Consider the following 15,108-nt stretch of genomic DNA (forward strand, 5'->3'; position numbering starts at 1 on the left):
GCGGAGGGCTTTACATGCGCTTTATCGCTGCACTTTCATGCCGACATAAACACTGTTGGCGTGATATTCGCGATAGGAAACCTGACTGGTTTGAAACTCATGTCGCAGACGTGCATCAATGCCGACAAAGCGGTTAATCCAATAGGTCGCACCAATCTGTGCGCCGATTGTGTAATCGGTTCCTGTGCCATCCTTGTTGTCGCGGACATTCAGATCGAGCTTGCCGTTGAAGCTCAGGTTTGAGCGCACGTGCCGCGTCACCTCGAGGCTTGCAAGATGCAGAAGCGCACCGGAAACGCCGGGCGTCGTGGAGGTGTCGACCAAGGTTTGTGCAAAAAGCTGCACATCGGTGCCGCGCAGTGGCGACCATTGGATGCTGGCTGCAAGCGATGGGCCGCTGATGCTGCCAAGACGGGAATCATCGCTGTTGGCGCGCATATAGCCTGCCGAAATTTCGCCATTGAACTTTTCGCCGCGATCAAACATCAGGCCGCCGCGCAAGGCATATTGTGATCCGCTGCGCTCATAGCCGTTGCTGTCTATACGCTCATCAAAAATACGCTTGCCCAGTTCAATCTCAGCAAAGGGCTTAAGCGCGGGCGAAATTGCAAAACCACCGCGCAATGTTACGCTGGAATAGGTGTTGTCGCGATCTTTCTGGCTGACGGTGCCGCCGGAAGAAAGTTCTGCATCGCCATAAGTTTCATGCTCGACGCGGCCTGTTGCACGACCGAAAATCAGTCCGGTGTCGCGCTCAATGCCCAGACTGCCGTTAATCGTGTGTACCAGCGGACGCTTCAAAGCATCTGTGACGCCGTTGGGGCTGGATGCGCTTTCACGGCGCAATTTATAACCTGCGCCCGCATTCACAGTTGTTTCATTGCTTAGATCGAAACGCAGATTGCCCCGAACATCGACGCGCGGCTCTGAAACATCCTGCCCGGAAATGGATTTGCTCATGGTGCCCGAGGCATCAAGCGTTGCCTGATGACGGGACCAGTCTGATTCAGCCTTCAGACGGAGCGTTGTTTCGGACAGAACAGCACTTGAACCGGTTGAGCTATTGTCGCCATTGGAGGTGGCGCGAATCCCTTGTTCAAGTGAAGGGCGCAGTATGAAATTGCCTGTGCGGATGCCCACGGGCGCAAACGGATCGGCCTCGTGCGGCAAACGTCGGCCCTGTTCAGGGATAGCGGGCAAGTTCTCACGGCGGACGCGTCCGGTGCTGTCCTGCTCTTCAATTGTAACCGCACCCACGGGCATATTGTCGGTGGCAAGAAAGCGCTGCGGCTCTTCCTCAGTCACGGGCGTCACCAGTTTAGGTTTGGGCGCCTGTGGCTCGGTGGGTGGTGTATAAGATTCGTTTGCAATGTCATCCGAAGCGGACGCATTCGGATCAAACGCATCACCATCGCGGAGGGTTGCCTGATCGGGTGATACGACAGACAGATTGTCGTCATCAAGAATGCCACGGAGTTGGGTATCCTGCGAAAACGCCACCGAATTGCTGATTGCCAAAACACAGCCTGCCAGCAACAGGCGTGTTAACCTGCTGGCAAAAGGCGATAAGCCGCCCTGTGTGGATTTGGCAAAAAGCATAATGTCTTCAACTCGTTGCAACGTGGTAAGCGAACGGTAAACGTTCATGGTTAATTCTTTATTGAGATTTGCTTTCTGCGTGGCTCTATTGTGCGGCAACAAATGCTTGGACAAGCAGCTTTGAAGGCGCTAACCGTTGGCGTCATGACAAATCTTGATACGACACAAAATACCGCGCCTGCGGAGGATTTGATCGCCTCCGCTTTGCGCACGATCAGAACCGAAAACGCGGGTCTCGTGGCGCTGGAAAAAGCGCTCGACAATGGCCTTTCTGCACCGTTTGCAGAAGCCGTGCGAACGATTGTCGGTTCTAAAGGCCGCCTTGTTGTAACCGGGGTGGGCAAGAGCGGGCACATTGGCTCCAAACTTGCGGCGACTTTCGCATCAACCGGCACCTCTGCATTCTTCGTGCATTCGGCGGAAGCCAATCACGGCGACCTTGGCATGATTGGTACGGATGATGTTATCCTTGCGATTTCATGGTCGGGCGAAACGGCCGAACTTAAGGGCATTGTCAATTATTCACAGCGCTTTCGTATCCCGCTGATTGCAATTACGGCAGGCGAGGAGTCGGCGCTTGGACGCGCGGCCAATGTTGTTCTGCTTTTGCCAAAGGCACAGGAAGCTTGTCCGCACGGCCTTGCACCGACGACATCAACCATGATGCAGCTTGCCATTGGTGACGCATTGGCGATTGCGCTTCTCGAGGCCCGTGGTTTCACGCCGACAGACTTCAAAACCTTCCATCCGGGCGGTTCGCTCGGTGCGAGTCTCGTCCATGTTCGGGAAATCATGCATAAGGGTGACTGTCTGCCGCTGGTCACAGTGGGCACATTGATGCCGGATGCCATGAAGGTTCAGGCCCATAAGAGCTTTGGTTGTGTGATCGTTGTTGAGCACGATGGACAACTTGCGGGTATTATCACTGACGGCGATATTTCACGCAATCTGAGCCGCAGTCTTTCAGAGCTGACCGTTGATGACATCATGACACGCACGCCCAAAACCGTTGACCAGAATATGCTGGCAAGCGCTGCGCTCAGCCTCATCAATGAGAAACATATCGGCGCGTTAATTGTTGTCGAAGACAGTCGGCCAATCGGCCTTGTGCACTTCCACGATCTGCTTCGTATTGGTGTTGCGTAAAGAAGAGAAGTGGCCGCTATGCAGCCACTTCCATTTCAAGTGTGACAGGATCAAATGAGACGATGTGCACCTCGGTTCCAGCCGGTAAATCGGGGCCTTTGATACGCCATGTCGTGTCATTGATGCGCATACGACCGCGGCCGTTGACAATTGGCTCTGTCAGGGTCGCACGTTGGCCGACGAGCTGATCGCCGCGGCGATTGAGCAATGGCTCATCCTGACGACCGCTGAAGCCGAAAACGCGACGCCCAACGAGCACGAAAACCACCGCCAGAACCAGAAACAGCACGGTTTGCAATTGCCAGCCAAAGCCCACGAGTGAGCCGAGCAGAAAAGCAAAGATGCCGGTCACAAGCGCGGCAAGACCAAACCAGATAAAGAAAATACCGGGCGCCATAATTTCCAGAATGAGCAGGACAAGTCCGGCGACGAACCAGCCCCACAGCCCCAGTTGCGACAGGAAATGGATGATCATGACGCCCTGCCTGACTAACTGCGCGTGGTGGGAACGCTGCGCGAGCGCGGCGAAGGTGCGGTGGGAACCGGATCAACCGGCTTGCTGCCATCGCCAAACACTTCCTTGGCAATTGCACCGATGCCAGCCAGCGAGCCGATCACCGAGCTTGCTTCAAGCGGCATGAGAACCACTTTCTGGTTCTTGGCGCTTGCGATATTGCCGAGTGCCTCGGTGTATTTCTGTGCGACGAAGTAGTTGAGCGCCTGAACATTGCCGCTCGAAACAGCATCGGAAACAAGCGTGGTCGCCCGTGCCTCCGCTTCCGCCAGACGCTCACGCGCCTCAGCTTCGCGCTTTGCAGCCTCAAGCTTGCCTTCGGCTTCCAGAATCTGCGACTGTTTTTGACCTTCAGCGCGCAAAATCTGCGCATTGCGGTCGCCTTCGGCTTCCAGCACCTGTGCACGCTTGTCGCGTTCGGCTTTCATCTGGCGTGCCATCGAGGTCACAATGTCTTGCGGCGGATTGATGTCCTTGATTTCCACGCGGGTCATTTTCAGACCCCAAGGATGTGCAGCTTCATCAACGATGCGCAACAGGCGATCATTGATCGCATCACGGTTGGAAAGCAACTCGTCAAGATCCATTGACCCCATGACAGAGCGGATATTGGTCATGGTCAGGTTAAGGATCGCATATTGCAGATTTGAAACCTGATAGGCGGCCTGTGCGGCGTTGAGCACCTGATAGAAGGCCACGCCATCGACACCGACAATGGCATTGTCGCGGGTGATGACCTCCTGGGTAGGAACGTCAAGCACCTGTTCCATCATGTTGAGACGCGCGCCAATACGATCGAAAAAGGGTACAATGAGATTGAGGCCCGGCATCAATGTGCGTGTGTAGCGGCCAAAGCGCTCGACTGTGTAATTGTAGCCCTGCGGTACAGTCTTGATGCCGGCGAACAGTGTTGCAAGAACAAGGGCCGCCAAAATCAGCAGCGTGATGTCAAAACCAGTCATATGTAATCCCCTAAATTAAACCCAGCCCTGCAACTCGCGCCGCACGAGTGTCTCGATAACGTTCATACCTTCTTCGGTATCGTTAAGGCACGGTATGTGGCTGAAATTTTCTCCGCCAGCCTCATGGAAAGCTTCGGCCGCTTCATGGCCGATCTCATCCACGGTTTCCAGACAGTCTACCACAAAGCCGGGATTGAGCACGGCTACTGATTTTACGCCCTGCTTTGCCAGTTCTTCAACGGTTTCGTCAGTGTATGGCTGTAGCCACTCTTCGGGACCAAAGCGTGACTGGAACGTGGAGCGGAACTGTTTGTCGTCCATGCCGAGGCGTGCGCGCAAAAGCCTTGAGGTTTCAAGGCATTGCGAGCGGTAAGGGTCGCCCTTGTCGGAATAGCTTTTTGGAATGCCATGATAGGAGGCAAGGATGACTTCCGGCTTGAAATCAAGCGTTGCCAGATGCTTTTCAATCGACTGCGCAAGCGCCTCAATATAGACCGGCTCCACTTCATAGGAAGGGATTGTGCGCACTGCTGGCATAAAGCGCTTTTTCATCAGCACTTCGAAGAATTTATCATTCACCGTGGCAGTGGTGGTTGCTGAATATTGCGGATAGAGCGGAAACATAACGATGCGTTCGCAGCCCTGCTTGAGCAGGCGATCCGTCACTTCCTCAATTGAAGGCTGGCCATAGCGCATAGCCCAGTCGACAATCACATTTGGATGATCTTTGAGGGCAATGGCGAGTTTTTCGCCCTGGGCACGCGTGAATGTGCGCAGCGGCGACTCGTTTTTTTCATAATTCCAGATGCGTTCATAAAGTTTGCCTGAACGCTTCGGGCGCACACTGAGCACAATGCCGTAAAGGATAGGATACCAAAAAATGCGAGGCCACTCGATAACACGGCGGTCCGAAAGGAACTCGGCCAGATAACGGCGCATCGGCGCATAACTTGTACCGTCCGGCGTGCCGAGATTAACCAGTAAAACACCAACTTTGGGTTGTTTTACAGAATGGCTGGCTGGGGTGGTGGTCACTTTATCCATCTCATTCATCTTCCTGTTCCTATGCTGACGGAAAACTAGAGAAAAAAAGACAAATTACAATCCTAACAACGCTGGGTATGGTTGAATTATAAGGCGTTAAGCTGGAACCCCATAAAATAAAAACGGCAAACGCCGAAAAGCGTGTGCCGTTTGATTGCATTCAGACGATTTTTAGCTGCGGCGGGTCAGCGAGAAACGCGATCCTGCAGACGATGTGCAGTTGAGCTGGTTCTGTGAAACGAGCGCGCAATTGACGCGGGATGAGGTGCCGCGCACGATGGAACGCATATCGATTTCAACGAGCTGCGGCGACTGGTAACGATAGTTGCCTTCGGCCAGCTTTTCGTTGGTATCGGTCGCGCGGGTCTCGAAAATACCGCCGTTGAAAGATGAGACGATGCCATTCGGATCAACCCATGAACCATCAATACCGGATGGCGCACGATTAACGACAGGGACATTGCCGCCACCGACTGGGCCAGTCGCAACACAACCTGCAAGCGCGAGTGATACGATTGCCGTAGAGCCAATGATGCGGAAGGATTTCATGTCCATCTTCTCCGTAAGAGTGTTTATCGTGTGATGTATGGAAATTCACACGATTACAAGCCCCTTTTATCAGGATTGCAAGACTGTTGCGCAACTGTCGCATTCGGCAACCCGGCCGAAGCCGGGCATTCGAACGGCTCAGCGAACAAGAATATTGCGGAACTGCCAAGGGTCTTTGGTGTCGATATCCTCTTCGAACAAAACGCCACGACCCTCCAGCGGGTTCCAGTCAGTATAATAGCCTTTGACGGGTCCCAAATAGGGCAGCTGTACTTCAAGGCAGCGACGGTAATCCATTTCGTCGGTTTCGACGATCCCGCTTTGTGGGTTTTCAAGCGCCCAGACCATACCGGCCAAAACGGCAGATGAAACCTGCAGCCCGGTTGCGTTCTGGTAAGGCGCAAGCTTGCGAGCCTCTTCGACGCTCAGCTGTGAGCCATACCAATAGGCGTTTTTGTCGTGGCCATAGAGCAGCACGCCCAGCTCGTCCGAGCCGTCGAGTATTTCGTCTTCTTCAAGCACATGCTGAACCGCCTGCGCACGTCCGCCGCTGCCAAACATTTCATCCAGTGAAAGAACGGCGACATTGCTTGGATGATAGGCGTAATTACAGGTCGGGCGGTATTCCAGTTTGCCCTTCTTGTTGTGCACGGTGAAAAAGTCGGCAATCGAGATTGCTTCATTGTGGGTGACAAGCAGACCGTATTGCGCGCCATGGGTTGGACACCATGTGCGGATGCGGGTATTGCCGCCGGGCTGTTCAAGGAAGATTGCAGCCTTGTTGCCCTTCTTCTGCTTGCGGGCGTTTTTCGGCTTCCAGTTTTCATGGGTGCCCCAGCCAAGCTCGGCAGGCTGCAAACCTTCAGCAATAAAACCTTCCACCGACCAAGTGTTCCAGAATGTGTCGAACGGCTTCGGCTCCTTGGCGCGCTGAGTGTCGCGTTCAGCAATGTGAACACCCTTAACCCCTGCCTTTTTCATGAGCTTGGCCCAACCCTTACGGTCATCGGCTGATGGCTCTTCAAACTCAAGCTTGAGCTCAGTGGCAAGATCGATAAGCGCTTTTTTGACGAACCATGAAACCATCCCGGGATTGGCGCCGCAGCAGGAAACAGCAGTCGGACCGCCCGGATTCTTGCGCTTTTCGGTACGAACTGTTTCACGCAATGCGTAATTGGTGCGCGCAGCATTATCGGCTTCCGCATCGAAATAGAAACCGAGCCATGGCTCGACAACCGTGTCGATATAGAGCGCACCCTGTTCGCGGCTGTAGCGCATCAGATCGAGCGATCCGGTATCGACCGACAGATTGACGATGAACGGCTGGCCTTCGCCTTCCTTGATCAGAGGGCCAAGGATCTTTTTGTAATTATCTTTGGTGATCGCTTCCTTGACGAAGCGGATATCCTGATCATCCAGAATTTTGCGGTTCTTTTCGCTTGGATCGATGACGACCAGTCGGGATTTGTCGAATTTGAAGTGGCGTGCGATCAGTGGCAGGGTACCGCGCCCGATCGAGCCAAAGCCGATCATGATAAGAGGGCCGGTAATTTCGCCATAGACTGGCCATTTCGCTTTCGCCATTTTTTCTCTCTCCTGCTGCAAGGCTGCAACGCTTGGCATTTCCGATATGCGGAACTGCTCACTTTGCTACGATAGCACAGGTTCATAGAAAGAAAGAAACGTCACAAGCCTATGACAGCAAACGTGTTTAACGAATTTATATGGATAGAAGTTGAGCGCGGATCATGCCACGCAATGAATTGCCGACAAGAATGTTGCGCGCACGGCTAAGATCATCAAGTGTGACTACGCCTTCCTGAACCACGCTGTTGTTTAAAAGTTCACGCCGCAGAACGCCGTCGAGCAGGCCGCAGGAAAGGGGAGGGGTAATGCAGGTGGTGCCGCCAATATCAAGAAAAATTGATGTGATGGTGCCTTCGCACACTTCGTCACGCTCATTGAGCAGAATGACTTCGTCCACTTCCGCCGGTGAATATTCGTCGCGAGCCGAAATATAGGCCTGACGTTTTGTTGTCTTATGACGCAACAAGGGATCATCGTGCTTCAGGCGTGTTTTTGCGACCGCGATGCGCCAGACAGTTTGCGCCGGCAGTGGTTCGTAAGGAAAAGCGGTAATCTCGACATGGCCATCCGGTGCCAGTGTCAGCCGCAGTTTGAGCGGATTTTCACCGCCGCTGATCTCGGCGATTTTCTGGTGCACCGCTTCCATGTTGTAGTGAAAACCGAGCTCCCGCGCTGAGTTTTCAAGCCGCGCCATATGGAGATCAAACCGCAGAATGCCAGAGAGAGGCTCCCAGCGCATGGTCTCGATCAGTTGATAGTCTGGTTCCGCATGGCTGGTCGCTGTCCCGTCGCGAACCGTGCTTTCAGAAGACATTCCTCATACTCCGCTTGCGCTGTGGAATCGAAGACCACGCCGCCCCCGACATTGAAGATTGCACGATTTTGCTCAAGAAGCGAGATCGTGCGGATGGCAACATTGAACCGCATACGTCCGCCCGGTTCGATCCAACCGAGCGAGCCGCAATAAATATCACGTGGCCCACTTTCCAGCCTGCGCAGGATTTCCATCGCGCTTATTTTCGGCGCACCGGTGATGGAGCCACAGGGGAAAAGGGCTGCAAAAATCTTGCGCAGCGGCAGATCGCTTTTAAGCTTTGCGCGCACGCGGCTGATCATCTGATGAACGGTCGGGTAAGTTTCGACCCGGAAAAGTTCAGGCACATCCAGCGATCCCACTTCGCTGATCAATGAAATGTCGTTGCGCAGCAGATCAACAATCATGCGGTTTTCCGCCTGATTTTTAGGATCATTCATCAGGAACTGGCGGTTGGCCTCATCTTCAAAAGGGGTGGCACCGCGCGGCATGGTGCCCTTCATCGGATGTGTTTCGATATAGCCTTCGCCATCCACTTCAAAGAAGAGTTCCGGTGAACGCGACAGGATGATCGGCCCACCCAGATCGCAATAGCTCGCATAGCGAACCGGCTGACGCTTTGCGAGCGTGTTGAACAGCACGAGCGGATCGCCGTCCCATTGCGCATGAACCGGAAATGTCAGATTGCCCTGATAACAATCGCCTTCGCGCAAATGCTGGTGAAGGCGGTTAAATTTAGGCTTGTAGTCTTCGAGCGACCATTGCGCGACGGGTTCGCGCAGATAGGTGATGTTGTCGGCGCTGCGTGTATGCAAGACATCGTCCGATGGACCATCGAAGACGCCAAAGCACAGGAGAGGGGCTTTGCGGCCTTCCGGCAGAAGCGCTTTCAGCTTGGGTTCAAGCAGATAGCCTGCCTCATAGGAGAGATAGCCTGCAAGCCATTTGCCCGCTTCATGGGCGCGTTGCATCGCCTCCCATGCTGCTTCGAATGTATCTGGTGTATCGGCGCGGATCATCGAAGACGGAGCCGCGAATACAACATCGCGGCCCGCCTTGTCATCCCGAAAAAGGATGTGCGGCCTATTCAAACCCTTGTGGGCCACGAATTTGCTCAGTCTTCCATGGCTTCGAGTTCGTCGATGATGCCTTCCACCACTGAAAGGCCCTTGCTCCAGAAATTTGGATCGGTTGCATCAAGGCCAAATGGCGCCAGCAGTTCCTTGTGGTGCTTGGTGCCACCCGCCTTCAGCATATCGAAATATTTCTGCTGGAAGCCCTTTTCCGAGTTCTGGTAGACGGCATACAGCGAGTTTACCAGACAATCGCCGAAAGCATAGGCATAGACGTAAAAAGGCGAGTGGATGAAATGCGGAATATAGGTCCAGAAGGTTTCATAACCCGGATTGAGATTGACCGCATCGCCAAGGCTTTCGCGCTGCACATCCATCCAGATTTCGCCGATACGCTCTGAGGTCAGTTCGCCTTCGCGGCGTTCGGTGTGAACACGACGCTCAAACTGATAGAAAGCGATTTGGCGCACGACCGTATTGATCATGTCCTCGGCCTTCTGAGCCAGCATGGCCTTGCGCTCGCGCTTGTTGGTGGTGCGTTCCAGCAGCGAGCGGAACGTTAGCATCTCACCAAAGACGGAAGCCGTCTCAGCCAGTGTGAGAGGCGTAGATGCCATCAGCGCACCCTGTTCGCCGGCCAGCACCTGATGCACGCCATGGCCGAGTTCGTGCGCAAGCGTCATCACATCGCGCGGCTTGCCCATATAGTTGAGCAGCACATAGGGATGGGCGGAAGGCACGGTCGGATGCGCAAAAGCCCCCGGCGCCTTGCCCGGACGCACCGGCGCGTCGATCCAGTTTTTGTCAAAGAATTTTTTGGCAATTTCGGCCATTTCAGGGGCAAAGTTGCCATAGGCGGAAAGCACGGTTTCGCGCGCTTCATCCCATGAGATCAGTGCCTGCGGAGTTTCCGGCAGCGGTGCATTGCGATCCCAGTTCTCCAGCTTTTCAAGACCGAGCCATTTGGCTTTCAGTGCATAATAGCGATGCGAAATGCGCGGATAGGCTTCTTCGACGGCACTCGCCAGCGCATCAACCACTTCGCGCTCGACGCGATTTGCAAGGTGACGGCTGTCGGCAATATCCTCAAAACCGCGCCAGCGGTCAGAGATTTCCTTGTCCTTGGCCAGCGTGTTGGTGATCAGCGTGAAAGTGCGCAGATTTGCACCAAAAGTTTTGGCAAGCGCTTCCGATGCCTTTTTGCGCACGGCACCATCAGCATCCTGCAACATGTTAAGCGTCTGCTCGATGGCCAGTTCTTCGCCATCGATTTCAAAACGCAGGCTCGACATGGTTTCATCGAACAGGCGGTTCCATGCACTGTAGCCGGTGATCGATTTTTCGTGGAAAAGCTGTTCCAGCTTGTCGTCAAGCTCATAGGGTTTGTCGAGGCGCAGATCTTCCAGCCATGGACGGTAGTGGCCGATCACTGGATTGGAGGCCATCGCCTTTTCAAGTACGTCATCATCGATGCGGTTGATTTCGAGGCTGAAGAAAATGAGCGGCGTGTTGGCATCTGTCAGCTTCTGCTGCACATCGCCGAACAGCTTCATGCGCTTGGGGTCGGTGGTATCGCCATAATAATAAAGGCCTGCGAAAGAGGCAATGCGGCCCATGAGTTCGCTTAAGCCTTCATATTCCTTAATCGCATCGGCGAAATTTCCGCCATTGGCCTTGGCTGCTTCTTCACCGAGTTTGCCCTTCCAGCGGTTTTCAAAATCGGCTGCATCCTTTGCCGCTTTTTCGAGGTCGGCTTTCAGTTCAGCGCTCTCGGCGGAAGGATAAAGATCGGCGAGATTCCACTCGGGCAGCTTTCCAAGATCGGCTTTTGCAGCAGTTCCGGTATCACCGGCGGGCATATGGGAAACAGTGTCGAGCGCGACAGACTTTGAAAATCGATAAATGGCAACGGTCATAACATTCTCCTGTTGGCCTCTTTTCGCATGTCTTCTTCAAGTCGCCAAGGGGTGCGCGGGTTTGTTCAGAAAAGCGCCACTATTCTGAGGATGATATACGAATGTGCGCGCATAGGGCTTGCATTGATGAGAAATGCTGTTTCAAAAAAAGTGCCTGAAATATGATCAATACAATATATTGGGATATTCTGACATATACGCCACTGGTAGTAGAGCATTTATGAGTACGCGTATCCTTATAGCGGATGATGATCCGATACAACGCCGCCACCTTGAGGCGGCGGTTTTGCGCATGGGTTATCGCACTATTCTGGCAGATGGCGGGACCAGTGCGCTCGGATTCATCTGTAGCCGTAAGGATATAGCCCTTATCCTCCTTGATCTGGCGATGCCGGATATGGATGGTATTTCGGTTCTCTCAAGAATGCGCGAAGCTGGTATCCAAACCCCTGTTATTGTCCTTGTGCAAAATGACACAATGGACAAGGCTATGCAGGCGATCAGGTTTGGCGCGGTGGATTTCATGACGAAGCCTGTGGCGTTTGAACGTGTTCAGGTTTCGCTTGCCAATGCTTTCAAACTTGATTCTCTGATACAGGAACTCAAGCGCACCCGTTCTTACGAAAAATCCCATATTTTGCTTTCAGAGATGGTTGCCAAAAGCTCTGAAATGGAAAAGGTGGTGTCGCTGGCGCGCCGTGTGACGCAGCTTGATACGCCGTTGCTCATCGAAGGCGAGGCTGGCACTGGCAAAGAAACGCTGGCGCGCGCAATCAGCAGCAGTGGTCAACGCTGGCAGGGACCATTTATCTCCATTGATTGCCGCTCATTGGCAAAGCAGAATCCCGATGAAGTGCTTTTCGGGCAGTCAGACGCGCCCACAGCCCTTCAAGTCGGCAATGCGCCCATCCAGATTGCTGGCAAGTTTGCCGAGGCCCAGGGCGGCACCTTGTTTTTGGATGAGATAAGCGCCTTGTCTCATCGAACGCAGCTTCGCGTGTTCGAGATCATGCAGGCAGATCATCTTTCCGATACACGTATTATTGCATCCAACAGCCATTCGCTGGTTGAACGTGTGCATATGGGGCGGTTTCACCCCGGCCTCTATCATCTTGTTTCATCGTTTCTGATTGCCATGCCGCCGCTCAGAGATCGCATCGAGGATATTCCTCTTCTTGCGCATCAGTTCCTGATGCATTTTGCCGGCGAAGAACGGTTGGGCCATATCACGGGTATCACGCCTTACGTTCTGGAAAGTCTCAAGTCCTATCATTGGCCCGGTAATGTTCGCGAACTCAAAAATGCCATTTACCATGCCGTGCTCCTATGTGAAGAACATGCTCTGACGATACGCGACTTTCGTCATCTTGGATTCGAGGGTGGGGCAATCCGCGTCAATGACAATGAATTTGTAAATCAGGCGTCCATTAAAAGGTTTGGTTCACGCTCGATCCGTGGAATCACCTCCGAAGGCGAGGTTCGCACTCTTGCTGCCACTGAAGAGGATATGATCCGCTTCGCAATAGCACATTATGAGGGGCATATTAGCGAAGTTGCCCGGCGTTTGGGCATCGGGCGGACGACTCTTTATCGAAAATTGAAAGAATATGGCATCGATGTGGCGTCCGTAGCGGGCAAGGGCCAATACGGTGCAGAAAGCGATATTGACGCCGATCACCCCCGCATTGTTAACGAGTAAAGCGCCTTAACTTATTGAAATTCAGTAACTTATAAAGCACTGCTGTCACTGTTGCTAGAATGTTAGCATCAAGGAAGATTGTTAATAATTTTTTTACCATGATGAAAATAGATGCACCTGTGTGGCTTTTTTGCCATGGTGTTTCCTCATTTGTTGTTCACTAAGCGTCTATTAACCATTAAATCCGACAATCAGGGTTCTCGAATATTCACTTGTGCGATCTCTGATACGGCCCTTAGGGCAGACAACACGGTAAGGCGATACGATTCAATGAGCAGTATATCGACCATTAAAGCGCGCTTTGCGAAAGCCTGGTTCAGGTTGTCGATGTCCTTATTCTGGATCGCGGCAGCTGTGCTCATGGCGCTGGCCCCGTCGCAGGCTTCGGCTGAAACCCGCACGTTGAAGCTCTATTATGTGCATACCGGCGAAAAAGCAGAGATTACGTTCAAGAAGAATGGTCGTTTTCTGCCTGATGGTCTGAAAAAACTGAATGTATTTCTGCGCGACTGGCGCCGCAACGAACCGACCAAAATGGACCCGCGCCTGTTCGATCTGGTCTGGCAGGTCTATCGTTCCACTGGCTCCAGCCAGTATATTACTGTGGTTTCCGCCTATCGTTCACCGGCAACCAACAACATGTTGCGTTCCACCACCAAAGGTGTTGCGAAGAAGAGCCAGCATACGCTTGGCCGCGCGATGGATTTTTTCATTCCCGGTGTTCCACTTGCCAAGCTGCGCGGCATCGGTATGCGCTACCAGATCGGTGGCGTTGGCTATTATCCGCGTTCCGGCTCGCCCTTTGTGCATATGGACGTGGGGAATGTTCGCTCCTGGCCACGGATGAGCCGCCGCGAGTTGCTGGCGCTGTTCCCGGATGGCAAAACGGCTCACTTGCCTGCCGATGGCAAGCCATTGCCGGGCTATGAGCAGGCGCTGGCAATGATTGAGCAGCGAAAAGCGAGCGGTGGCACTGTCATGATGGCAAGCAACTCCGCCCCTCGTAAGAGCAAGACACTCTTTGGTGCGCTCTTTGGCGGTGGTGCTGATGAGGAAGAAGATAACGGCGATGTCGCGCCTGCTGCCGCCCGTCCAGCCCGTGCCGTGCCTGCGCGTCAGGCGCCAACCCCTGCGGCTCCTGTGCAGACTCCACAGGCTGAAACGATGATTGCTGCCTTGCCTGCACGCGATGCGCCAGTGCCATTACAGGCTCCGCGCCCAGAGACAGTTGTTGCGGCTGCAGCGGTTGAGGAAGCACCTGTCGTCGCATTGAATGTTCCAATTCCAAGCCGCAAGCCGGCCAATGCAGCTCAGGAAGCGATTGCACTTGCTGCTGTACAACCCGCTGAGGTTCCATCTGATGAAGGTTCTAATCCGCTTGTAACGGGTTTTGTTCCAATTCCATCCACGCGCCCACAGCAGGAAGCTGCGACTGAGCTTGCAGCCGCCGTGGTTCCAAGTGCCCGGCCGGAGCGTGATCAGCACAATCCGCAGGATGCGATTGCGCAGCTCGTAAACAACAATCCGGTTGCTTCAACGGTTGTTGCAGATGCTGGCAATGCAGCTGCGCAGCAAGCCCCTGCCGCTTATCCGGTACCGAAAGAAGCGCCGCGCGCCAATACGCAATTGGCCATGCTCTCAAAGCGGGATGAAATCGGAGAGCTGATTGCGCCGCCGCAAGATGATTTTGATACAAAACCAGCTGCGGAAGTCAAAGCCGAGCCTGTAAAAATTACACCGGTGAAGACTGCATCGATTGCCAAGCCTGCACCTGCGCGTCAGCACGTTGCCGCTGTCGGTCAAGGTGCCAAGAGCAGTGCGCGCTCAACAGGTAAGGGCGATCGTCGTGTGGCAAGGGTTTCTTCGCACCCAAAACCGGTTGTTCAGCCTGCCGCGATACCGGCTTCTGCGATAGCGCTTTCATCGCATTCGGTCTCTCAAACTGCACCCGCGACCAGTCCGGTGTTGCGCAATGATGCCCTGCGTTCTGCGCCCGCGATGGTCTATACCGCTGGCTTCCAGCGCGGTGACCTGCCGAGCGAACGCGCCAATCAGTTTAGCGGCAATGCTGTTACATTCCTGACGGTTGCAAAGTTTACCGAGACCAACTGATCAGAAAGCAGATCAAGAAAAGGGGCCTTCGAGGCCCCTTTTTTAAGTCATCTCTTTTTATAAGCATGTTTTGTGATTTTTAAGGATGTCGAT

Annotated in this window: 12 protein-coding genes; 3 read left to right on the forward strand and 9 right to left on the reverse strand. The window is 53.8% G+C overall.

Going from position 1 to position 15,108, the window contains the following annotated elements:
- Window positions 1-21: 21 nt before the first annotated feature.
- A complete protein-coding gene (locus tag VBH83_RS09205; protein WP_396997338.1) occupies window positions 22-1,647 on the reverse strand; it encodes an outer membrane beta-barrel protein in 1,626 nt (541 codons plus the stop codon).
- A 96-nt stretch (window positions 1,648-1,743) separates the two neighbouring features.
- On the opposite strand from VBH83_RS09205, the gene VBH83_RS09210 reads away from it, so the two are divergent.
- Window positions 1,744-2,745, forward strand: a complete 1,002-nt coding sequence (locus tag VBH83_RS09210) for an SIS domain-containing protein (RefSeq protein WP_265986829.1) — start codon at window positions 1,744-1,746, stop codon at window positions 2,743-2,745.
- A gap of 16 nt (window positions 2,746-2,761) precedes the next feature.
- On the opposite strand, the gene VBH83_RS09215 is transcribed toward VBH83_RS09210, so the two are convergent.
- The 8 genes from VBH83_RS09215 to VBH83_RS09250 all read right to left on the reverse strand — a co-directional run bounded on the left by VBH83_RS09215 (window position 2,762) and on the right by VBH83_RS09250 (window position 11,204).
- Window positions 2,762-3,220, reverse strand: a complete 459-nt coding sequence (locus tag VBH83_RS09215) for an NfeD family protein (protein ID WP_396997340.1) — start codon at window positions 3,218-3,220, stop codon at window positions 2,762-2,764.
- Between the two features lie 14 nt (window positions 3,221-3,234).
- Window positions 3,235-4,221, reverse strand: a complete 987-nt coding sequence (locus tag VBH83_RS09220) for an SPFH domain-containing protein (protein ID WP_265986787.1) — start codon at window positions 4,219-4,221, stop codon at window positions 3,235-3,237.
- A 15-nt stretch (window positions 4,222-4,236) separates the two neighbouring features.
- Window positions 4,237-5,274 carry a ferrochelatase gene (gene hemH / locus VBH83_RS09225; RefSeq protein WP_265986789.1) on the reverse strand — a complete coding sequence of 346 codons (1,038 nt, stop codon included), beginning with the start codon at window positions 5,272-5,274 and terminating at the stop codon, window positions 4,237-4,239.
- Between the two features lie 162 nt (window positions 5,275-5,436).
- Entirely contained in the window at window positions 5,437-5,814 is a 378-nt protein-coding gene (omp10, locus tag VBH83_RS09230) for an outer membrane lipoprotein Omp10 (RefSeq protein ID WP_265986831.1), read from the reverse strand.
- Between the two features lie 138 nt (window positions 5,815-5,952).
- Entirely contained in the window at window positions 5,953-7,398 is a 1,446-nt protein-coding gene (locus tag VBH83_RS09235) for a homospermidine synthase (RefSeq protein WP_265986790.1), read from the reverse strand.
- A 136-nt stretch (window positions 7,399-7,534) separates the two neighbouring features.
- On the reverse strand, window positions 7,535-8,215 hold the full coding sequence (locus tag VBH83_RS09240; RefSeq protein ID WP_265986792.1) for an aminotransferase class IV family protein: 681 nt from the start codon (window positions 8,213-8,215) through the stop codon (window positions 7,535-7,537).
- The gene (locus VBH83_RS09245) at window positions 8,149-9,321 is read right to left on the reverse strand and encodes an aminodeoxychorismate synthase component I (RefSeq protein ID WP_396997344.1); all 1,173 of its coding nucleotides are present in this window, start codon (window positions 9,319-9,321) and stop codon (window positions 8,149-8,151) included. The genes VBH83_RS09240 and VBH83_RS09245 overlap by 67 nt, the downstream gene beginning before the upstream one ends.
- Window positions 9,322-9,329: 8 nt before the next feature.
- Entirely contained in the window at window positions 9,330-11,204 is a 1,875-nt protein-coding gene (locus tag VBH83_RS09250; protein ID WP_396997346.1) for a M3 family oligoendopeptidase, read from the reverse strand.
- Between the two features lie 220 nt (window positions 11,205-11,424).
- On the opposite strand from VBH83_RS09250, the gene VBH83_RS09255 reads away from it, so the two are divergent.
- Both VBH83_RS09255 and VBH83_RS09260 read left to right on the forward strand, forming a co-directional pair.
- Window positions 11,425-12,903, forward strand: a complete 1,479-nt coding sequence (locus tag VBH83_RS09255; RefSeq protein WP_265986795.1) for a sigma-54 dependent transcriptional regulator — start codon at window positions 11,425-11,427, stop codon at window positions 12,901-12,903.
- A gap of 270 nt (window positions 12,904-13,173) precedes the next feature.
- Complete coding sequence (locus VBH83_RS09260; protein ID WP_396997347.1) at window positions 13,174-15,015, forward strand: DUF882 domain-containing protein; 1,842 nt, start codon at window positions 13,174-13,176, stop codon at window positions 15,013-15,015.
- Window positions 15,016-15,108: the final 93 nt, after the last annotated feature.

Source organism: Ochrobactrum sp. S1502_03 (genome assembly GCF_044435015.1).
Lineage (GTDB): Bacteria > Pseudomonadota > Alphaproteobacteria > Rhizobiales > Rhizobiaceae > Brucella > Brucella chromiisoli.